This window comes from Dorea longicatena (assembly GCF_024168045.1).
Classification (GTDB): domain Bacteria; phylum Bacillota; class Clostridia; order Lachnospirales; family Lachnospiraceae; genus Dorea_A.
Window position 1 is genome coordinate 2,751,026 of record NZ_CP100126.1, and the last position, 20,693, is coordinate 2,771,718.

Below are 20,693 nucleotides of genomic sequence, written 5' to 3' on the forward strand. Positions count from 1 at the left end.
ACACCCCTTTTTAAGCAAGTCTGACTTCTTGTAATCTCCCCCCGATTTCATCATCTGTCGTAATCACTGCGGCTCTTGCATCCCCCTGCTTCAATTCATATTCCCTGCACAGGTAGATCCCGGGATATTCATCCGGCTGCTTTCTCATATATGGTATGCCATCCGGCCTCCAGGCAAATTCATATGTCCGCATATCCAGTCCCATGCCCCTCCTGGTGGCTTTCATAAAGCTTTCTTTTAATACCCAGAAACGGTAGAACCATTCTGCCTGTTCTTTTTCATCCGCACCTGCACGGATGATCTTACATTCTGATGGACAGAAATAGCGTTCAGCTACTGACATCCTTAATGCTCCCGTCATCTCCACATCACATCCGACCTGCACGCCTTCCCGGTCACTGCAGGCGCACAATACATACTTTCCCGAATGCGACAGATTGAATACAGCATCTTCCTGAAGTCCGGTCATCTCTTGTATCTTCTCCCATAAGATCCATGCACCGACACTCCTTGCACGGTCTGCCACATTCCGCAGCTTATCCGCTTTTTCCTTTCTCCACTTTGGCACCCTGTTATAATATGCACGATATATTTCTTCTATTAATAGTGGTGTAATATCTGCTGCCCATACATTTACCATTTTCCCACTCCCTTTTTACTATACAATTTTAGTCTAACACACTTTTAAAAAAATGAAAGAATTTATCCAATAAAAGTATTGACAATCAAATTCCATTGCGTTAATATATCATTAGTTTTATACTTTAAGTATTTAAAGTTTTGCAGTGCGAATATTTTACAGTGCGACCACAACAGATTCACACGAGAAAGAAAATATCACACAGGCACAATGATCATACATATTGGAGGATATTAATTATGATTATCGTATTAAAACCATATACTACAAAAGATGATGTTTCTCGTGTTGAGAACATGGTCAAAAAGAGAGGTCTTGACACACATATTGTACAAGGCAAGGAGATGACAGTGATCGGCTGTATCGGTGACACAGCCAAAGTTGATTCCAAATTATTCGAGATTGATTCTGCAGTTGATAAAGTTATGCATGTACAGGAACCGTACAAATTAGCTAACCGTGCATTCCATCCGGAAGATTCCATTATCAATGTATCCGGCGTAAAAGTCGGCGGAGACAATCTTGCAATGATCGCCGGTCCTTGTTCCGTAGAATCATACGAACAGGTTCTTGAAATTGCCCGGGCAGCAAAAGCTTCCGGAGCCAACTTACTCCGCGGAGGTGCATTCAAGCCAAGAACAAGCCCTTATTCATTCCAGGGACTCGGGCTTGAAGGTCTTGATATCTTAACCGCAGTTAAAGAAGAGACCGGTCTTCCGATCGTAACTGAACTGATGTCCGACAAATACCTTGATGTATTTAACGAAAAAGTAGATCTTATCCAGATCGGTGCACGTAATATGCAGAACTTCGACCTGTTAAAAGAATTGGGGCAGCTTGATCGTCCAATCCTCTTAAAAAGGGGTCTGAATGCTACTTACGAAGAATGGATCATGTCAGCAGAATACATCATGGCATCCGGTAATGAAAATGTCATCCTCTGCGAACGTGGAATCCGTACTTTCGAAAGCTATACAAGAAATACTCTGGATCTTCAGAGTATACCTGTACTTCGTAAACTGACACATCTTCCAATCATCGTTGACCCAAGTCATGCAGGTGGAAAATGGTGGTTAGTAGATTCCATGGCAATGGCTGCTATAGCCGCCGGAGCAGACGGACTGATGATAGAAGTACACAACGATCCCGAATCTGCACTCTGCGACGGAGCACAGTCATTAAAACCTAATAAATACGACGAATTACTCAAACAGGTTGCACAGATTGCAAATGTAGTCGGAAAATCCATCTAATGTATGCAGCCTCATAGTTTACAGGAGCTTTAAAATGAAACTTACAGTTAATCTGGAAAAAGACAGTTATCCTATTTATATTGAAAATAATATATTGTCCCAGGCAGGGAACTATATCCGTAAGATGTATCACGGCAAACGCATTATGATCATTTCGGACGATAATGTATTTCCTCTATACGGAGATACACTGATCCGTACACTGGATTCAGATTATGAATGCCATCATCTGGTACTCCCTCACGGAGAAGCCACCAAGGATTTCCAGACACTTCCGACAGTCTACAAAGCCATGCTGGAAGCAAAGATTTCCAGAAGTGATCTGGTCATTGCTCTTGGCGGCGGTGTCATCGGTGATCTTGCAGGATTTGCCGCTTCCAGTTATCTAAGAGGTGTAAGACTGGTACAGATCCCAACTTCACTGTTGGCGCAGGTTGATTCTTCTGTCGGTGGAAAAGTCGCAGTAGACCTTCCGGAAGGCAAGAATCTGGTCGGCGCATTCTATCAGCCTTCACTGGTGCTGATCGATCCACTGGTACTTAACACGCTGAAGGAACGATTTATCAACGATGGTATGGGAGAGGTTATCAAATACGGCTGCATCAAAGATGCGGATTTATTTAGTACCTTGGAATCACACAGTTCTTTTGAAGATTTAAAAGAAGAACTGCCTGCCATCATCACACGCTGTGTAGATATCAAACGAATGGTTGTAGAAAATGATCAGTTTGACACAGGTGAGCGTATGTTACTGAATTTCGGACACACACTGGCTCACACCATTGAACAACATTTCCATTATCAGCGGGAAAGTCATGGCGAAGCCGTTGCCATTGGCATGTATCAGATTACCATGATTGCCGAGGAAAAAGGATTAACACCAAAAGGAACTGCAGACCGTATCCAGCAGGTTTTAAAAACCTACGGACTTCCTTTTGAATGCGGTCTCACTCTTGGGACATTAACCGAAGCGATCGCCTTAGACAAGAAGAATCTGAACGGTAATCTCAACGTCATACTACTTCATGAAATCGGTAACAGCTACATCGAAGCTACAGACATTCAGTTCTTTGCTGAAACAGCAAGGCTTGTATAAATATAATTTTGGAGGATATATGTCATGGGTAAATTAGAAGGAAAAATCGCAATCGTAACAGGATCAGGAAAAGGAATCGGACGTGACGCAGCACTTGCTATTGCTGCTGAAGGTGCCACTGTCGTAACAGTAGCAAGAACACAGTCTGATCTTGATGAAACAGTAAAAATGATCGAAGATGCCGGCGGAACAGCAATCTCACTTTCCAGAGACCTTACAGACGGAGAACAGGTTGCCGACATGGTCAAAACTGTTGTTGATAAATACGGAAGAATTGATATTCTCGTTAACAATGCAGGCGGATACCCAAAAGAGATCTACAAAAATATCGAACATCAGGCAATTAAGATCTGGGAATGGTCAGAAGAACAGTGGGATCAGATCATCAAAACAAACTTGAGAATCCCATTCCTTGTAACTAAAAATGTTGTACCTGTAATGATAAAACAAGAAAAAGGAGATATCGTAAATGTATCTTCAAGAATGGGTCGTATTGCATCTCAGATGGGTGCATACGCTGTTGCAAAAGGCGGTATCGTAACCATGACCAAGACAACTGCTATCCAGACCAAAGAATACGGAATCAAATGCAATGCCGTATCTCCTGGAATCGTGGACACACCGGGACAGAGAGTCTACAACCACTCTGTAGGACAGGACGGCTGCCCGATGGGAAGCTCAAAAGATGTTGCAAAAGCAATCATCTACCTTTTGGCAGATTCACCGGCAGTTATGACCGGACAGTCTGTCGACCTGTTCACAACAGTATAAAACCGAATGAATACCAAGACTACAAGAGACACTGTCATCACTGGCAGTGTCTCTTGTAATCCTTTTTTAACACCAATTCATTTATTTCCCTGGCTGTCCATAATAAGCATTTGCTCCATGTTTTCTGAAGTAATGCTTATCCTGTAATTCCTGTGGTGCAGGTTTTACGTCCGGGTTGATCATTTCGCATCTTGCTGCCATCTTGGCAACTTCCTCTAATACCACTGCGTTATGAACTGCTTCGTGAGCATCCTTGCCCCATGTAAATGGTCCGTGATTCTTGCAGAGTACTGCAGGTGTTGCAACATAATCCAGATCATCTTCATCGAATCTGTCTGCGATCAGGACACCTGTATTTTTCTCATAAGCTTCGTCAATTTCTTCTTTTGTAAGATTTCTTACACATGGTACTGTTCCGTACAGATAATCTGCATGTGTAGTTCCATAACAAGGAATTCCTCTTCCTGCCTGAGCCCAGCTTGTTGCCCATGGAGAATGTGTATGCACAACGCCGCCAATATTCGGGAATCTGTTGTACAGTTCTACGTGTGTCGCTGTATCAGAAGATGGATTTAAGTCTCCTTCTACTTTGTTTCCCTGAAGATCAACAACAACCATGTCTTCCGGTGTTAATTTATCATAATCTACTCCACTTGGTTTGATTACGAAAAGACCTTTTTCACGGTCGATTCCGCTTACATTTCCCCATGTGAATGTTACCAGGTCATATTTTGGAAGAAGCATGTTTGCTTCATATACTTCTTTTTTCAATTCTTCCAGCATTTTTCTTATCTCCTTTACCTCTTCTATATCATAACAGATACGGGGACATCACCGTGTCCCCTCTACTTTTACACAATATGACAGCTTTTACAGATCAGCACAAGCTCTACGCTCTACGTCAAGTCCCTTCTTATATGTCTCCATAAATGCTTCGTATCCTGCTACGCCTTCCGGATCCGGATCAATTCTGCTTCCGGCATTGCTTCCGAATACTTTATTCTTCAGATAATCTTCCAGTTTCTCACCTTCTGCACGTTTTACCATGTACTCAGCCAGGATAGCCATTCCCCATGGTCCGCCTTCTCCTGCTGTCTCCATAACTACGACCGGTGTGTTGATCGCATCAGCCAAAATCTTCTGTCCGACACCTTTTGTCTTGAAGAGTCCTCCATGACCGAGAACAGTATCGATCTCTACACCTTCGTCTTTTGTTAAGATGTCCATTCCGACTTTGATAACACCAAGTGCTGTGTACAGATGAGACCTCATGAAGTTCGCCAGAGTGAATTTTGTCTCCGGTGTTCTTACTACCATCGGACGTCCTTTTTCTACATTTGTGATAGGCTCTCCTGCATAGTTGCCGTAAGAAAGGATTCCGCCGCAGTCAGCATCGCCTTCCAGTGCTTTATTGTAAAGTGTTCCATACATCTGGTTCATATCCACGTCTGCTCCGATAGAATCTGCGAATTCTTTGAACAGATTTACCCATGCATTCAGGTCTGTGGTTCCGTTATTGGAATGCACCATAGCAACCAGACTTCCGTCAGGTGTTGTAACCATGTCAATCTCTGTATGCAAATCTTTCAGAGGCTTCTCAAGGACAACCATAGAGAAGAATGAAGTACCTGCGGAAATGTTGCTTGTACGCTGTGCTACGCTGTTTGTAGCTACCATACCTGTTCCTGCATCTCCTTCCGGAGGACAAAGTGGAATTCCTGCTTCCAGATTGCCTGTAGGGTCAAGTTTCTTTGCTCCTTCTTCTGTCAGGATACCGGCTGCGTCTCCTGCTACCAGAACTTTAGGAAGGATCTCTTTTACTTTCCATGGATAGTTCTCACCTTCGATGAGTTTATCGAACTTTTGGATCATCTCTTCATCGTAATCTTTTGTATTCATATCAATTGGGAACATTCCGGATGCATCACCTACACCAAGAACCTTCTCACCTGTCATCTGCCAGTGGATATACCCCGCAAGCGTTGTCATAAATGCAATATCTTTTACATGCTCTTCTTTATCCAGGATACACTGATACAGATGCGCAATACTCCATCTCAGTGGTATGTTGTACCGGAACAAATCTACCAGCACTTCAGAAGCCTTTCCTGTATTGCTGTTTCTCCATGTCTGGAATGGTGCAAGAAGCTTTCCTTCTTTGTCAAATGCCATATATCCATGCATCATGGCACTGAATCCGATCGCTCCGAGTTTTTTAATTGTTACTCCGTACTCTTTCTGTACATTTTCTGCCATGTCACGGTAACTGTCCTGAAGACCTGTCCAGATATCATCCAGAGAGTAAGTCCACAGTCCGTTCTCGTAACGGTTCTCCCATGTGTGGCTTCCGGATGCAATTGGATTGTGCTCCTCATCGATCAGTACCGCTTTAATTCTTGTAGAACCGAATTCGATTCCCAGAAACGCTTTTCCGCTCTCAATGATTTCTTTTATGTTACTCATTGTACGCTTCCTCCTAATATTATTTTTATAAGTTTTCTTTTTATATACTACCCATTATACTATTTTTGCAGGGAAATATCTATTTGATATCCCCTGCAAAATGAAATGTTACTGCTTATGTGATAATTTCAATTATTTCCGGAATGCAACACTGTTCCACAGGAGTTCGTTCTTGAACTGTCTGATTGTTGTATCCTTATCAATGTATACGGCTTCGATTCCCATGCTTGCTGCCCAGTCACCCATCTGCTCTGCTGTTAAGTCATAAGAGAATGCTGTATGATGAGCTCCTCCTGCCAGAATCCATGCTTCTGTTCCAACCTTTAAGTTCGGCTGTGGTGTCCAGAATGCTGTTGCTACAGGGAGTTTTGGCATTGGTTTCTCTGTCTTCTTGCAGTCTACATCGTTGATGATCAGACGGAATCTGTCTCCGAGGTCAATCAGAGATGTTGCAACAGCCGGTCCGGTCTTAGATGTGAATACAAGTCTTGCCGGATCTTCTCTGTCACCCATGCTGAGTGGCTGCTCTTTAATGCTGATCTTTCCATCTGCGATTGTCGGGCAAACCTCAAGCATATGAGCTTCCAGAACGCCTTCTTTTCCTGGTACAAGGTTGTATGTATAGTCTTCCATGAATGAAGTTCCCTTAGCATCCTTCATTCCCTGAGTCATGATCTTCATAACACGTACCATAGCAGCTGTCTTCCAGTCACCTTCTGCTCCAAATCCATAACCTTTTTCCATCAGTCTCTGGATTGCAAGTCCCGGAAGCTGTTTCAGTCCACCAAGATCTCCGAAGTGTGTTACGATTGCCTGATAGTTCTTCTCGTCCAAAAATCTTTCAAATCCAAGTTCGATTCCAGCCTGCACTGCTACATGCTCACGGAATTCTTTCTCATCTCTTCCTTCCAGAAGGATATCATATTTGTCATAATACTCTTCTACTAATGTATCAATATCTGCCTGAGATACAGCATTTACAGCTTCAACGATCTCATTTACAGGATAAGCATCTACTTCCCATCCGAATTTAATCTGAGCTTCTACTTTGTCACCTTCTGTAACAGCAACGTTTCTCATATTGTCAGCTACACGCATAACTCTGATGTGGCTGCTTTCTACAACACCAACTGCTGTACGCATCCATGATCCGATCTGTTTCTGAACGTCTTCATCTTCCCAATATCCTGCAACAACTTTACGCTCCATATTCAAGCGGCTGAAAATGTGTCCATATTCTCTGTCACCATGTGCTGCCTGGTTCTCATTCATGAAATCCATGTCGATAGTGTCATATGGAATTTCACGGTTGAACTGTGTATGTAAGTGAAGTAATGGTTTTCTGTACTCCTGTAATCCTAAGATCCATGATTTTGCAGGAGAGAATGTATGCATCCATGTGATAACACCGGCACAGTTCTCATCTGTATTCGCTTCGTTGAATGTCTTTCTGATTACTTCATTTGTAATCATGGTTGGTTTCCATACGACTTCATATGGAAGGTTTCCTGATTTATTTAACGCATCTACGATAATCTTTGAATGCTCTGCTACGTGTGCAAGACACTCATCTCCATAAAGATCCTGTGATCCTGTACAGAACCAAAACTGATAATTTTTTGTTTTTAACATATTTTTTACTCCTTTTCATTCAAATTTTCTGTTTCGTCTACAGCTTTATTATGTCTCTATTATAAAAATACAAACTTACTTTCTCAATCTCTAAACTCTGCACTTTTGGAAAAATTGTTACCTATTCCGACCTCTGTTATGGTATAATCATACTAGATGTCAAGGAGGTATTTGTATGAATTTATCCGATTTTTGCCGCCGGATCACAGGACCTGATGCCCGGCTTCTTCCGGAAAACCATAAATTAGGCGCAAGACTTATCTGTCCGGAATATTCCAAGTCCGTCCAGGAAGTTAAGACTTATCCGTTACTCAGTCAGGACCGCAGTTTCCTGTTATGCTGGAACTTTGATTCTCCTGGTAATCTGTATGCAACAATGATGCCCTCCCCGGAGAATTTCTGTTACCATTATTCTTATTCGGATGGAGAATATACGCAGCTTCACACGCATGATTATCTGGAGCTTTCTTACGTTGTAGATGGGGAATTTCATCAGCGGATACTGAATAAAGATGTCGTATTCCAAAAAGGAGAACTCTGCCTGATCGACAAGAACTGCCTGCATCAGGACTGTCTGACGGACCAGTCGGGAGTGGTTCTTTTTCTTGGAATCGCCAATGATATGTTTACGGAGATCATGAACGAGAACAGCACCCCGCAGAAGATTCTTTCTTTCCTGCAGTCTGCCTTATTAAAGCAAAAGGATGTCCAGCAATTCCTGCATTTCCGTCCATCAGCCGGAGCAAGTGAAGCTCTGGACGACAGTCTTTTATTGCTTTTGAAAGAATCTTATTCGCCGGACAGCGGATCACGATACATCACAAAAGGTCTGTTATTCCGCATATTCAGGATCTTAAGTACGCAGTATGATTTTTCTCTTTCCAAAGAGCAGAAGCAGACGATGAACTGGATCGTATTCGAAGAGATCTCAGATTATATCCGGGCACATTTTAGAGATATCACCATTCAGGATCTGGTAAATGAATTCCACTATCAGGAAGATTACTTCAATCGCCTGATCAAGCGTAAGACCGGGCTTACCTATTCCGCTTATCTCCAGCAGATCCGTCTCGAGCGTGCAGAGCATCTACTTGTATCGACCGATAAGAGTATTGAGGAAATTGCTGATTCTGTGGGATATCATAACAAAGGATATTTTTATAAATTATTCCAGGAAAAATATGAAGAGACGCCTGCAAGCTACAGGCGGCATACAAGATAAATCACCGCAAAAAGAGCTGTCGTTTTCACGAATACATTTCGTAAAACGACAGCTCTTTTTATCATAGCTTTTATTAATTTCTCAGATCAGATATCCCCGCGTCTGTTTCTGGACGCTTTCAGTCGTGTCATGGCACGGGCCATAGAAGCCTGTGACAGATAATACTCCTGAATGCTCTGCTTCTGACGAAGCTGCTCTTCGGCTCGTTCCTTTGCTTCCTCTGCACGCTTCACATCGATGTCTTCCGGACGCTCTGCCGTATTGACCAGTACAGAAGCACGGTTATTCACGATCTCTGCAAATCCTTTGGATACAACTGCTGTTACCCACTCGCCGTCCGGCTTACGGAAACGCAGTTCTCCGATCTCCACTGCAATGACCATGTTCTCATGATGAGCCAGAATACCTTTTTCCCCGTCTATAGTCGGAATCACCAGATATTCACATTTGCCATCGTAGAAGACCTTATCCGTGGATATAATTTTCAATGAAAATGTGCTCATACTAAGCCACTCCTTCTGCCTTCGCCTTCGCGATCACGTCTTCGATCGTACCCACATTGAAGAATGCATTTTCCGGATATTCATCCATCTCTCCGTCAATGATCGCTTTGAATCCACGAACAGTCTCTTTCAGTGGAACATATTTTCCAGGAACACCGGTAAATGTCTCAGCCACTGAGAATGGCTGTGACAGGAATTTCTGGATCTTTCTTGCACGAGCTACTGTCAGCTTATCCTCCTCGGATAATTCTTCCATACCAAGGATTGCAATGATGTCCTGTAATTCTTTGTATTTCTGAAGGATCTCCTGTACCTTACGTGCTACCTGGTAATGTTCTTCACCTACAACTGCAGGCTCCAGGATACGGGATGTCGAATCCAGTGGATCTACAGCCGGGTAGATACCCTGTTCAACGATCTTTCTGGAAAGTACGGTTGTTGCATCCAAATGCGAGAATGTTGTTGCAGGAGCCGGGTCCGTCAAGTCATCGGCTGGTACATATACGGCCTGCACGGATGTTACAGATCCGTTCTTTGTAGAAGCGATACGTTCCTGAAGGGCACCCATTTCGTTTGCCAGTGTCGGCTGATAACCTACGGCTGACGGCATACGTCCGAGAAGTGCGGATACTTCCGAACCAGCCTGTACGAAACGGAAGATATTATCGATGAAGAGAAGCACATTCTGGTGCTCTACATCACGGAAATATTCTGCCATTGTAAGTCCTGTCTCAGCGACACGCATACGAGATCCAGGTGGTTCATTCATCTGTCCGAATACCAAAGCTGTCTTATCAAGTACACCTGATTCTCTCATCTCTGTCCATAAGTCATTACCTTCACGGGAACGCTCTCCGACACCGGTGAAGATGGAATATCCACCATGTTCTGTTGCGATGTTATGGATCAGCTCCTGGATCAGTACGGTCTTACCTACACCGGCACCACCGAACAGACCGATCTTACCACCTTTCGCATAAGGTGTCAGAAGGTCAATGACCTTGATCCCTGTCTCTAATACTTCGACAGCCGGGCTCTGTTCTTCAAAGCTTGGTGCTTTTCTGTGGATAACCCATTCTTCGCTGTCTTTAATTGGTTCTCCGTTATCGATCGTCTCTCCAAGTACATTGAACAGACGTCCCAGAGTCTTCTCACCTACCGGCACTTTGATACCAGCTCCGGTAGCGGTAACTTCCATTCCCTTCTGCAGACCTTCACTGGAAGCCAGCATGATACAACGTGCAATGTTGTTACCTACATGCTGGGCTACTTCCATGACGCAACGTTTTCCGCCATTGCCTACTTCCAGGGCATCTTTGATAAATGGAAGTTCTTCTCTACTATTAAATTCTACGTCTACGACAGGTCCCATGACCTGTACGATTCTTCCTTTTGTCATATTACTGCTGCCCACTTTCTTTTTTATTATTTCGTGGTTATTATTTGTTCTGTATACAGTTCCGCCATTTGTGAACTTTGTATCTTACTTCCGTTTCTGCGCATTGGCTCCGCCGATGATCTCTGTCAATTCCTGTGTGATGTCTGCCTGACGGACACGGTTATAAGTAATATTTAATTCGTTCAGCATATCTGTTGCACTGTCTGTTGCATTCTGCATTGCCTGCATTCTGGCATTATGCTCACTGCAGTAGGCCTCTACCAGGCATCCATATACGATACCGTTGATGTAGTTCGGAACAATGTTCGCCATCACACTGTGTGTGGATGGCCAGAACACCATATCTTCCTGATACAGTCCGGTTCCGACAAGAGCCGGCATATCTTCCGGAAGGAAGGTCGTCTTCTTCATAGGAAGGAGCTTCTGTTCCTCAGTCTCCGCTGTCATAGCATTGATCATACGTGTGTATATGATGTGGATCTCGTCCAGATCTCCATTTCTGAACTGTTCTACCATCTCCGAAGAAATGACTCTCGATCTGTGTAATGTTGGATTCTGGACGGTATAACGAAACTGAGTATCCATCTCAATTCCTTCCCTCTTGGCAAAGTACTGTCTTCCGGCTTCTCCAAGTACGAATAATTTATGCTTTCCCGGTTTCTTTAACAGTTCTTCAGTTGCCTTGATCACGTTATGATTATATGCCCCGGCAAGTCCTTTATCAGCAGTTACAACGATATAGCCAATCTTTCTTTCCTCAGCCGGGATACTCTCACGGCCATCAAAGAACTGGCTGTGCATATCCGGCACATGCCGCAAAATTCTGGCGATCTCTGCCTGCATGGCATAGAAGAAAGGTTCTGTGTCAGCAAGCTTTTTCTTGGCCTGTTTCATCTTCGAAGAAGAGATCAGATACATGGCATTTGTTATCTTTCTCGTCTCTTCGATGCTGGCCATTCTTTCCTTAATCTCTTTTGCATTTGCCATAGCTACACCCGCTTATCTTCTTTCCTTGAATTCCTTTGCTGCTGCAAGAATCTGCTCTTTCAGTTCATCATCCAGAACTTTCTTCTCATCGATCGCTTTGCCGATTTCTTTATGTTCTCTGTCGAAGAATGCAAGCATATCCATCTGGAATTCTTTGATCTTCTTTGTGTCAATATCAAGCATCAGTTTATTCGTAGCGACACAAAGTGTGATCACCTGCTCATGAAGACTTAACGGACGTCCCAGAGGCTGTTTTAACAGTTCTGTCAGACAGCTTCCGTATTTCAGCTGATTCTTTGTTGCATCGTCAAGGTCTGAACTGAACTGGGTAAATGATTCCATCTCTCTTGCCTGTGCCAGGTCGATACGGACACTACCACTGGCTTTCTTCATTGCCTTTGTCTGTGCGGCTCCACCTACACGGGATACAGAAAGACCAACGTTAACGGCCGGACGCATACCTGCATTGAACAGGTCACTCTCTAAGAAGATCTGTCCGTCTGTGATAGAGATAACATTCGTAGGAATGTATGCAGATACATCTCCTGCCTGTGTCTCAATGATCGGAAGTGCTGTGATAGAACCTCCGCCTGCTTCCTCGCTCAAGCGGCTGCTTCGTTCAAGCAGTCTTGAATGTAAGTAGAATACATCACCAGGATAAGCTTCTCGTCCAGGCGAACGTCCAAGCAGCAGAGAAATGGCACGGTAAGCTACTGCATGTTTAGAAAGATCATCATATACGATCAATACATCTTTTCCCTGATACATGAAATACTCTGCAAGTGCTGTTGCCGAATACGGTACAATATACTGAAGCGGCGCACACTCACTGGCTGTTGAGCAGAATACTGTGGTGTAATCCAGTGCGTCATGTGCTTTTAAATCATTTACAAGTCTTGCTACAGTTGATGCTTTCTGGCCGATGGCTACATAGATACAGATGACATCTTTTCCTTTCTGGTTGATGATCGTATCGGTTGCAATAGATGTCTTACCGGTCTGCCTGTCACCGATGATCAACTCTCTCTGTCCGCGTCCGATTGGGAACATGGAATCAATAGAAAGGATACCTGTTTCAAGCGGAACGCTTACCGACTTACGTTCAACAATTCCAGGTGCCTCATTCTCTACCGGACGGTATCCGTCTGCTTTGATCTCACCTTTTCCATCGATCGGTGCTCCAAGAGCATCTACGATCCTTCCGATATAACCCTCTCCTACCGGAATACCTGCTTTTTTACCTGTACGGCACACTTTTGTGCCCTGTTTGATCTCTGAATCATCTCCGAACAGGATACAACTGATCTCGTTTTCCTTGATGTCCTGTACCATGCCCTTAAGACCTGTCTCCAATGTGACGATCTCGCCATACATTGCGTGGTCGATTCCGTATACGGAGGCGATTCCATCACCAACAGAGATGACAGTACCAACTTCCTGATCTCTGCTTATTACGTCATAATTCTTTATCTCTTCTTTTAATATAGAGATAATTTCATCTGAGCTGATTGCACTCAATTCCTTCACCTCCATGTTAATTTGTTAATTTCCGCTGTAAACGGTTCAGACGGCCCTGCACACTGTAGTCATATTCTTTTCCGTCAACCTGCAGGATAAATCCGCCGATCAGTGCCTTGTCTTCTGCCATAACCCATTTGATGTCTCCGGCACCGTATTTCTTCTTGATAAAGTCACCCATCTGCTTCTTTTGTTCTTCACTTGGAAGCGCTGTATAACGAAGATAGACTGTCTTAACTCCTGCTGCCTGATTCTGTAATTCTTCGTATGCTGCAAAGATCTGTTCTACGATCGTCATCTTTTCATGATCGCAGACAACCTTCAGAAATGTTCTCATTTCTTCTGAAAATACTTTATCAATGATATTGTGTTTTGTCTCTTTTGTGATCACTGGATTAACCAGTGCTGCTTTCAATTCCTGTGATTTTTCGAAAATATTCCCTGCCTCCAGGACAGCTTCTTTCGAAATACCAAGTTCATTCAGAACTTTCGCATACCGGAGGGCTGCCACCTGGCAGAATACCGGCTCTGCTTCTTTTCTATTCTTCGCTGTCATGGGAATCACCTGCATCTTTCAAAAACTGGTCATATGCATTCACGCCGCTTATGTTGTCAGCATTCTCAAGTAATATCTTCTTCGCAGCATCCATTGCCAGCCCTGCAACCTGTGCCTTCATATCATCAAAGGCCTGTTCTCTTTCCTGATTCAGGCTTTCTCTTGCTGTCTTCATAACCTTGTCTGCTTTCTCGTTAGCCTCGTTCAGGATCTGGTTGTATTCCTGTTTTGCATCCAGTTTCGCCTGTTCGATCATCTTTGTGGATTCTTCTTTTGCTCCATTCAATGCATCTTCATACTGTTTCTTCAGAGCATGCGCTTTGTCCTGCTCCTCATTCGCGTGGCCGATTCCGTCTGCAATCATCTTTTCCCGCTTTTCCATAATGTCCATGACCGGGCGAAACAGGAACTTTCTGAGAATCAGATACAGAACGATCAGGTTGATGATCGTCAGCACTAGATTAAAATCTATTCTCAGCATATATCTCTACCTGCCTTTCCCTTCTTTTAATCTGTTATCGTCAGCAAACATTATTTCAAAAGAAGGACGATCAGAAGTGCGATAATGAAACCGTAGATAGCGGTTGCCTCTGCAAGTGCACAACCAAGGATCAGGGATGTTCTGATCTTTCCGTCTGCTTCCGGCTGTCTTGCGATAGCATCTACTGCTTTGCTTGTTGCGATTCCGATACCAACACCGGCTCCGATACCTGTAAGTACTGCGATACCTGCTCCAATTGCGATAATTGTTCCACTCATAATTTGTTCTCCTTTTCTTGTCTTATGTTTTCTTATACTAAATGTTGTAAATGTCTGATTCGCCTTATTCCATCTCTTCTGTCATAAATAATGCAGTTAAGAATACGAATACATATGCCTGTAATAATCCGTCAAATATATCAAAATAAAAACTAAACGGTATCGGCACAATTAAAGGAACGACCTGTTTGATCAGTTCCATGACTACAAACCCGCCTAACATATTACCAAACAGTCGCATACAAAGCGACAGTGGGCGGATTACGATCTCCAGTATCATGATTGGTGCTACGATCGGCACTGGCTTTGCAAAATGTTTACACCAGTGAACCAGACCATTTCTATGGATACCGGACCACTCGATCACGAACATACTCATAACGGCAAGTGCGATTGTTACGTTCATGTCCTTTGTCGGAGGCTTAAATCCTAACAGCCCGATGACATTTGATATTGCAAGATAAAGCGCTACCGTCATCAGATATGGAATATATCCCCTGTTTTCTTTTCCTATAATACCTTCAAAGAAATCCTGTGCCCAGCCAATTACTGATTCCAGCATAAGCTGTACCTTTCCCGGTTTCTCTACGCTTAGATTCCTTACGAATACTATACTTAGAATAGTAAGAACCGCCATAATGATCCAAGTTACAACAACACCTTCGTCAACAGCGATTCCTCCAAATACCGGGATGGTAAATACGGTTTCACAGTTAAGTTCTTCTACAAGGCTTTCAACAAGCTTTTCCGTACTATCCCCTTCCTTCATAATTTTTTTGCTAGTTTACTGCTATTTTTTGAAAATGTCAATCGTTTTGTCCGCTGTCTATTTTGCATAATTTTTCATTATTTTTTTGTGTATTTTTACTTTTATTTCTCTTAATTTTTTTATTTTTCTCATCAAATTTCCACGCCGAAATGGTAGTTCCAATTTCCATTTATTTTTTCACAAGGAAAATGCACAATTTTTATTTTTCAATTCCCTTCTTTTTCTACAAAACAGCGATTTCTTCGATTTTCTTCTTGAGAAAATCCTCTCGTTTTCTTTGTGAAATACGACATTTTTTCAAGATTGTCTATTGTTTTGGGCACAGAAAAAGTGTAACCGCTTTTATACTGTTACACTTCTTACTTTTCATTATTTTGTTGTATATCTCAATTTTATATGTACGCTCATTCAAAATTGATATATCCGCCCTGATCTTACTCTGTGATCAGACGGTACTGTAAATTCTCATATAGAATTTTGTTTCCTTCCATAATATCAGCCGGAAGTAGTGCTCTTGCCATCACCTTGTTTTCTTCCTGATCCTGTGCAAGCGCATCCACACGTCTCAGTTCCGCATAGTCACCATCAATCTTCTCAACTACATAAATACATGTCAACATATTTTTTGCCTCCTTTTTAGTCTTATCATCCTGTCTTTTGTATAAGTTATTTTAATTATACTATTTTTTTAAGGAAAAGTAAATTTTTCTGTATTGATTATTGGCAAGATTTATAATAATATATACTTATATAATATCGTTATACATTACAATTCAAAGGAGCCCAGCAATGAACGAAGTAGATTTTTCAAAAGTCGGATTAAAAATGAAACAATTAAGAAGTGAACGCGGTATCACTCAGGAACAGGTAGCAAAAGATCTGAACTGTACTGTTCCTTTTGTCAGCAATGTCGAGAACAATCGTGCTAAGCTTAACTTAAGAGTTCTTCTTTATTACTCAAAGCTTTGTAACGTATCCGTGGACACGATTCTGGATGCGGGAAGAGATCTTCCTCCTCTGGATGAAAAAGAGCGCCAGTTAAATGACGAAGTGCTCAATGTATTCCGTGGTTTTTCAGTTGCGGAAAAAGAAAAGATCATCAAGATGTTACGCATCTGGCAGGAGAAATAATCTCCTGCTTTTTTATTTCCTGCATAGCAATAATACATCTTTATGATCTTTCTTCTATATATAATATTTTTCATTGCATGATACTTTATATTCTCATCACCAGTATCAATAATCTTCTAGTACAACTTTTCCTTGTTTCTTACTTTCTTGCACATTAATAATTCTCTGATTCTGACTTCCCCGGAACACCAGTGTCACATCCTTTAATGCTTCCTTAAACTCCCCGTCTACCAGCACATCAATATAAGACAGCATTTCGTCAGTTACATTCGTATGCACACAGCCTCCCGGGATCATATCCCGGTCAAAAAGATACCCACTGTAACACCAGATATCTTTCTTTGGATATGTTTCTCTTACTTTCTTTAAAAGCTTTACCAGTTCCACCTGATTCTCCGGCTCGAACGGTTCCCCTCCGAGCAAAGTGAATCCTTGAATGAAGTTAGAATCCAGCGAATTCAATATTTCCGCTTCCGTCTCTTCTGTGTATGGCTGTCCATAGTTGAAATTCCAGGTCTCCTCATTAAAACATCCCTTGCAGTGATGCCTGCAGCCGGATACAAACAGGCTGACTCTGACGCCCGGTCCGTCTGCGATGTCGCATTCTTTTATATTTCCGTAATTCATGATTTGTAAAGTCTCCTTTTATTCCTCTCTGGAATGTATTACCTCAATGATCGGATATTCTACATTCTCTTCCATTCTCACGTATTGATAATTTTCACCTATCGCCCACATGAATTCGTCATTTTCCAGTGTTTTCCATGCTTCCTGCTGCTCCGGATAATGGAAGGCAAACTCCAGTTTCAGCATTTTCAGCTCATCTCTCAGCCTGTACACATCTATGAAGCCCTCTCTTGGAGTATATGAGAAATAGGTAGTCGTGTACACGGGATTTTCTTCCCTGTCATCCCATCCTACAAGTACACTACTGACTTGATCATCTTCGTCTTCAATAACCTCCATTAGTTTATACTTGCGGTGCCCACACTCTTTTTCCTCCATGAAATCAATCACAAATCTTATCCCATAAAAACTGGTCCGGATTCCATTCGGTGGATTTTTCGTCGTTTCATATATGGTTTCTGTATCTAGTTGTTTTTCCTGCTGTATTTTGCGGATTTTTTCTTCTTTTTCCCGTTCTTTTTCTCTTTTCAGTTCTTCTAAGATACGGTTCAATGCAGTAATAACAAATCCTGTATAGGTATAAACATATATTTTTTCTACTCTTCCACCTTTAAATACCAGTTCTACCTCTGATTTATCTCTCGGGCTCGGTCTGGCACTATCCAGTTCTTCATATTTTATCGGCATGGCTATCGGTCCCTGTTTCCTATTCTTGTTAAACATAGATCCATAGATTCCTTCTGTACTGAAAAGAATCCCCTTCTTACCGCTTCCAAGTATGGTATTATCACATATAGCTGCAACTTCTATCATCTTACATCCCGGTGCATAACTTGCAAATGCTGCCCATAATGTCCCTTCTTTAGCATCCTTTCCAAGAATCACTGCAAGTGGCACCGCATTATAAAAATAGTCTTTTTTTAATTCCTTATCGGTTATGCTGGTCACGATATCACCAATCATTTTTTTCTTATCCATTCTTATATTTCCCCTTGCGTCATTTGCTATTTATTAATTATATACTATTTTGATTCATGTTTAAACACGAAGAATAGACAAATTAGAAAAGGAGCATATCTTTCGATATACTCCTGCTATAATCTTTATCAACATCACAAGTTAATATAACCTGGACATATCTTCATTTATGTTACAGATGCAATACTCTGTCCTTGATTTCCTGCGTACGTCCCTGATTCCAAAACTGTGTTCCGATATATCCACAGGTTCTTCTTGCCACGAATAACTTATCCTGATTCTGGTTACCACAATTCGGGCATTCCCAGATCAGCTTTCCTGTTTCATCTTCCTTGATCTGGATCTCTCCGTCATAACCACAGCATTCACAGTAATCACTCTTTGTATTCAGCTCTGCATACATAATATTATTGTAAATATACTGCATAACCGAAAGTACCGCCGGAATATTATTCTGCATATTCGGTACTTCGATGTAACTGATCGCTCCTCCCGGTGAAAGCTTCTGGAAATCTGCTTCGAATTTTAGTTTCTTGAATGCATCGATCTTCTCTGATACATGTACATGATAGCTGTTCGTAATATAATTCTTATCTGTTACACCCTTGATGATTCCAAAACGCTTCTGCAGACATTTTGCAAATTTGTATGTGGTAGATTCCATCGGTGTTCCGTATACAGAATAGCTGATGTTCTCTGCTTTTTTCCACTCTTCACATTTATCATTTAACTTCTGCATTACCTGCATTGCAAATGGTCTTGCTGCGGGATCGGTATGTGATTTGCCAAGCATACGTACACACATCTCATAAAGTCCTGCATATCCAAGCGAAATAGTGGAGTAACCATTAAATAATAATTTATCGATCGTCTCACCCTTCTTCAGTCTTGCAAGTGCACCGTTCTGCCACAGAATCGGAGCAACATCGGAAACCGTTCCCTGGAGACGTTCATGTCTGCATCTCAGTGCTCTGTGACATAATTCCAGACGCTCATCCAGGATCTTCCAGAATTTCTCCATATCTCCTTCTGATGAACATGCAACATCAACTAAGTTGATCGTTACAACTCCCTGGTTAAAACGTCCATAGAACTTATGGCTTCCGTCCGGATTTCTCTGGCTGTCTTCTACAGTAAGGAATGAACGGCAGCCCATACAAGGATATACTTCTCCATTCTTCATCTCTTTCATGATTTTGGCTGAGATGTAGTCCGGTACCATACGTTTTGCGGTACATTTTGCTGCCAGTTCTGTCAGATGCCAGTATTTGGAATCTTCTGTAATATTATCCTCATCCAGTACATAGATCAGTTTCGGGAATGCCGGTGTGATCCATACACCTTTTTCATTCTTTACTCCCTGCATTCTCTGAATCATCACTTCTTCAATGATCATAGCCAGGTCATCACGGGTTCTGCCTTCTTCTACCTCATCCAGATACATGAACATCGTCACAAATGGTGCCTGACCGTTACATGTCATTAATGTGATAAGCTGATACTGAATTGTCTGGATACCACTCTTTACTTCTTCTCTTAAACGGCGCTCTGTCACCTTATTGATAATTGTCTCATCTAAAGCTTCTCCGCATTCTTCACGCTCTGCGATTACATTTCTGCGGATCTTCTTACGGCTGATATCGACAAACGGTGCCAGATGTGCCAGTGTAAATGACTGTCCGCCGTACTGGTTACTTGCTACCTGTGCAACGATCTGTGTCGTTACATTACATGCTGTAAAGAAGCTGTGCGGCTTCTCGATCATGGTCTCACTAATGACAGTTCCATTCTGAAGCATATCCTGAAGATTGATCAGGTCACAGTTATGCTCTTTCTGTGCGAAATAGTCGGAATCATGGAAATGAATGATTCCCGCTTCATGCGCACGTACAACCTCTTCCGGAAGAAGGACACGTCTTGACAAGTCCTTACTTACTTCTCCGGCCATATAATCACGCTGTGTAGAGTTGATCACAGGATTCTTGTTAGAGTTCTCCTGATTCACCTCTTCATTCATATGCTCCAGAAGTGCAAGAATTCCGTTATCTGTTGTATTCGTCTTTCTCATCAGTTCTCTTTTATAACGATAGCGCACATATTTCTGTGCGACTTCATAGCCGCGCAGTTCCATAATTCCGGTCTCTACCATATCCTGTATATCTTCTACATTGACAGCATGAGTGGATTCCTCAATTTTCTTTGCAACGTTGTCCGCCACTGCCATAATCTGATATTCATTCATCCGATGCAGTTTATCGACGTCCTTGTTTGCACCTTTGATCGCATTAATGATCTTCTCCAGGTCGAAGGCTACCTCTTCGCCGTTTCTCTTAATTACGTTCGTCTTTATTTCTGCGTTCATGTTTATCCCTCTCTTGTTTTTATTGCC

General features: G+C 42.3%; 21 protein-coding genes. 5 read left to right on the forward strand and 16 right to left on the reverse strand.

Going from position 1 to position 20,693, the window contains the following annotated elements; genetic code table 11:
- Positions 1–10 precede the first annotated feature (10 nt).
- Positions 11–640 (reverse strand): 4'-phosphopantetheinyl transferase family protein, encoded by a 630-nt coding sequence (locus NKF87_RS13195; RefSeq protein WP_117597604.1) that lies wholly within the window; start codon positions 638–640, stop codon positions 11–13.
- Between the two features lie 239 nt (positions 641–879).
- On the opposite strand from NKF87_RS13195, the gene aroF reads away from it, so the two are divergent.
- The 3 genes from aroF to NKF87_RS13210 are packed head-to-tail and all read left to right on the forward strand — an operon-like array spanning position 880 to position 3,760.
- Positions 880–1,893 carry a 3-deoxy-7-phosphoheptulonate synthase gene (gene aroF, locus NKF87_RS13200; RefSeq protein WP_117597605.1) on the forward strand — a complete coding sequence of 338 codons (1,014 nt, stop codon included), beginning with the start codon at positions 880–882 and terminating at the stop codon, positions 1,891–1,893.
- A gap of 34 nt (positions 1,894–1,927) precedes the next feature.
- Positions 1,928–2,989, forward strand: a complete 1,062-nt coding sequence (gene aroB / locus NKF87_RS13205) for a 3-dehydroquinate synthase (protein ID WP_055284350.1) — start codon at positions 1,928–1,930, stop codon at positions 2,987–2,989.
- Positions 2,990–3,013: 24 nt separating this feature from the next.
- On the forward strand, positions 3,014–3,760 hold the full coding sequence (locus tag NKF87_RS13210; protein WP_117597606.1) for an SDR family NAD(P)-dependent oxidoreductase: 747 nt from the start codon (positions 3,014–3,016) through the stop codon (positions 3,758–3,760).
- Between the two features lie 81 nt (positions 3,761–3,841).
- Here the strand turns inward: NKF87_RS13210 and NKF87_RS13215 are convergent, their stop codons facing one another.
- The 3 genes from NKF87_RS13215 to araA form a co-directional block, all read right to left on the reverse strand.
- Positions 3,842–4,543, reverse strand: a complete 702-nt coding sequence (locus NKF87_RS13215; RefSeq protein WP_055284348.1) for an L-ribulose-5-phosphate 4-epimerase — start codon at positions 4,541–4,543, stop codon at positions 3,842–3,844.
- Positions 4,544–4,630: 87 nt separating this feature from the next.
- Positions 4,631–6,223: a xylulokinase gene (locus tag NKF87_RS13220; protein WP_117597607.1), complete on the reverse strand. Its 1,593-nt coding sequence runs from the start codon at positions 6,221–6,223 to the stop codon at positions 4,631–4,633.
- Between the two features lie 132 nt (positions 6,224–6,355).
- Entirely contained in the window at positions 6,356–7,855 is a 1,500-nt protein-coding gene (araA, locus tag NKF87_RS13225) for an L-arabinose isomerase (protein WP_055284346.1), read from the reverse strand.
- 175 nt (positions 7,856–8,030) lie between these two features.
- Here araA and NKF87_RS13230 point away from each other — a divergent pair, with 175 nt between their 5' ends.
- Positions 8,031–9,077 carry an AraC family transcriptional regulator gene (locus NKF87_RS13230; RefSeq protein WP_117597608.1) on the forward strand — a complete coding sequence of 349 codons (1,047 nt, stop codon included), beginning with the start codon at positions 8,031–8,033 and terminating at the stop codon, positions 9,075–9,077.
- 86 nt (positions 9,078–9,163) lie between these two features.
- On the opposite strand, the gene atpC is transcribed toward NKF87_RS13230, so the two are convergent.
- From atpC to NKF87_RS13275, 9 genes are all read right to left on the reverse strand, one after another.
- Positions 9,164–9,580, reverse strand: coding sequence for an ATP synthase F1 subunit epsilon (gene atpC, locus NKF87_RS13235; RefSeq protein ID WP_006428762.1), 417 nt, complete (start codon positions 9,578–9,580; stop codon positions 9,164–9,166).
- 1 nt (position 9,581) lies between these two features.
- A complete protein-coding gene (atpD, locus tag NKF87_RS13240) occupies positions 9,582–10,979 on the reverse strand; it encodes a F0F1 ATP synthase subunit beta (protein ID WP_253583685.1) in 1,398 nt (465 codons plus the stop codon).
- An 84-nt stretch (positions 10,980–11,063) separates the two neighbouring features.
- Positions 11,064–11,966, reverse strand: coding sequence for an ATP synthase F1 subunit gamma (atpG, locus tag NKF87_RS13245; RefSeq protein ID WP_055194242.1), 903 nt, complete (start codon positions 11,964–11,966; stop codon positions 11,064–11,066).
- 12 nt (positions 11,967–11,978) lie between these two features.
- Complete coding sequence (gene atpA / locus NKF87_RS13250) at positions 11,979–13,499, reverse strand: F0F1 ATP synthase subunit alpha (RefSeq protein ID WP_173791833.1); 1,521 nt, start codon at positions 13,497–13,499, stop codon at positions 11,979–11,981.
- A 1-nt stretch (position 13,500) separates the two neighbouring features.
- Complete coding sequence (atpH, locus tag NKF87_RS13255) at positions 13,501–14,040, reverse strand: ATP synthase F1 subunit delta (RefSeq protein ID WP_181978342.1); 540 nt, start codon at positions 14,038–14,040, stop codon at positions 13,501–13,503.
- Entirely contained in the window at positions 14,024–14,521 is a 498-nt protein-coding gene (atpF, locus tag NKF87_RS13260; RefSeq protein ID WP_022416169.1) for a F0F1 ATP synthase subunit B, read from the reverse strand. The genes atpH and atpF overlap by 17 nt, the downstream gene beginning before the upstream one ends.
- A 50-nt stretch (positions 14,522–14,571) precedes the next feature.
- Positions 14,572–14,799, reverse strand: coding sequence for an ATP synthase F0 subunit C (gene atpE / locus NKF87_RS13265; RefSeq protein ID WP_006428768.1), 228 nt, complete (start codon positions 14,797–14,799; stop codon positions 14,572–14,574).
- A gap of 64 nt (positions 14,800–14,863) precedes the next feature.
- Positions 14,864–15,568, reverse strand: coding sequence for a F0F1 ATP synthase subunit A (locus NKF87_RS13270; protein ID WP_044924915.1), 705 nt, complete (start codon positions 15,566–15,568; stop codon positions 14,864–14,866).
- Positions 15,569–16,002: 434 nt separating this feature from the next.
- Complete coding sequence (locus NKF87_RS13275) at positions 16,003–16,188, reverse strand: hypothetical protein (RefSeq protein WP_028087288.1); 186 nt, start codon at positions 16,186–16,188, stop codon at positions 16,003–16,005.
- Positions 16,189–16,357: 169 nt separating this feature from the next.
- Here NKF87_RS13275 and NKF87_RS13280 point away from each other — a divergent pair, with 169 nt between their 5' ends.
- The gene (locus NKF87_RS13280; protein ID WP_117597610.1) at positions 16,358–16,699 is read left to right on the forward strand and encodes a helix-turn-helix domain-containing protein; all 342 of its coding nucleotides are present in this window, start codon (positions 16,358–16,360) and stop codon (positions 16,697–16,699) included.
- Positions 16,700–16,804: 105 nt separating this feature from the next.
- On the opposite strand, the gene nrdG is transcribed toward NKF87_RS13280, so the two are convergent.
- The 3 genes from nrdG to nrdD all read right to left on the reverse strand — a co-directional run bounded on the left by nrdG (position 16,805) and on the right by nrdD (position 20,666).
- A complete protein-coding gene (gene nrdG / locus NKF87_RS13285; RefSeq protein ID WP_117597611.1) occupies positions 16,805–17,326 on the reverse strand; it encodes an anaerobic ribonucleoside-triphosphate reductase activating protein in 522 nt (173 codons plus the stop codon).
- 18 nt (positions 17,327–17,344) lie between these two features.
- Complete coding sequence (locus NKF87_RS13290) at positions 17,345–18,304, reverse strand: hypothetical protein (protein WP_055284338.1); 960 nt, start codon at positions 18,302–18,304, stop codon at positions 17,345–17,347.
- A gap of 172 nt (positions 18,305–18,476) precedes the next feature.
- Entirely contained in the window at positions 18,477–20,666 is a 2,190-nt protein-coding gene (gene nrdD / locus NKF87_RS13295) for an anaerobic ribonucleoside-triphosphate reductase (protein WP_055284337.1), read from the reverse strand.
- Positions 20,667–20,693: the final 27 nt, after the last annotated feature.

Coding starts and splice junctions, on each gene's coding strand:
- NKF87_RS13195 (WP_117597604.1), bottom strand. CDS start 640: ATGGTAAATGTATGGGCAGCAGATATTACACCACTATTAATAGAAGAA.
- aroF (WP_117597605.1), top strand. CDS start 880: ATGATTATCGTATTAAAACCATATACTACAAAAGATGATGTTTCTCGT.
- aroB (WP_055284350.1), top strand. CDS start 1,928: ATGAAACTTACAGTTAATCTGGAAAAAGACAGTTATCCTATTTATATT.
- NKF87_RS13210 (WP_117597606.1), top strand. CDS start 3,014: ATGGGTAAATTAGAAGGAAAAATCGCAATCGTAACAGGATCAGGAAAA.
- NKF87_RS13215 (WP_055284348.1), bottom strand. CDS start 4,543: ATGCTGGAAGAATTGAAAAAAGAAGTATATGAAGCAAACATGCTTCTT.
- NKF87_RS13220 (WP_117597607.1), bottom strand. CDS start 6,223: ATGAGTAACATAAAAGAAATCATTGAGAGCGGAAAAGCGTTTCTGGGA.
- araA (WP_055284346.1), bottom strand. CDS start 7,855: ATGTTAAAAACAAAAAATTATCAGTTTTGGTTCTGTACAGGATCACAG.
- NKF87_RS13230 (WP_117597608.1), top strand. CDS start 8,031: ATGAATTTATCCGATTTTTGCCGCCGGATCACAGGACCTGATGCCCGG.
- atpC (WP_006428762.1), bottom strand. CDS start 9,580: ATGAGCACATTTTCATTGAAAATTATATCCACGGATAAGGTCTTCTAC.
- atpD (WP_253583685.1), bottom strand. CDS start 10,979: ATGACAAAAGGAAGAATCGTACAGGTCATGGGACCTGTCGTAGACGTA.
- atpG (WP_055194242.1), bottom strand. CDS start 11,966: ATGGCAAATGCAAAAGAGATTAAGGAAAGAATGGCCAGCATCGAAGAG.
- atpA (WP_173791833.1), bottom strand. CDS start 13,499: ATGGAGGTGAAGGAATTGAGTGCAATCAGCTCAGATGAAATTATCTCT.
- atpH (WP_181978342.1), bottom strand. CDS start 14,040: ATGACAGCGAAGAATAGAAAAGAAGCAGAGCCGGTATTCTGCCAGGTG.
- atpF (WP_022416169.1), bottom strand. CDS start 14,521: ATGCTGAGAATAGATTTTAATCTAGTGCTGACGATCATCAACCTGATC.
- atpE (WP_006428768.1), bottom strand. CDS start 14,799: ATGAGTGGAACAATTATCGCAATTGGAGCAGGTATCGCAGTACTTACA.
- NKF87_RS13270 (WP_044924915.1), bottom strand. CDS start 15,568: ATGAAGGAAGGGGATAGTACGGAAAAGCTTGTTGAAAGCCTTGTAGAA.
- NKF87_RS13275 (WP_028087288.1), bottom strand. CDS start 16,188: ATGTTGACATGTATTTATGTAGTTGAGAAGATTGATGGTGACTATGCG.
- NKF87_RS13280 (WP_117597610.1), top strand. CDS start 16,358: ATGAACGAAGTAGATTTTTCAAAAGTCGGATTAAAAATGAAACAATTA.
- nrdG (WP_117597611.1), bottom strand. CDS start 17,326: ATGAATTACGGAAATATAAAAGAATGCGACATCGCAGACGGACCGGGC.
- NKF87_RS13290 (WP_055284338.1), bottom strand. CDS start 18,304: ATGGATAAGAAAAAAATGATTGGTGATATCGTGACCAGCATAACCGAT.
- nrdD (WP_055284337.1), bottom strand. CDS start 20,666: ATGAACGCAGAAATAAAGACGAACGTAATTAAGAGAAACGGCGAAGAG.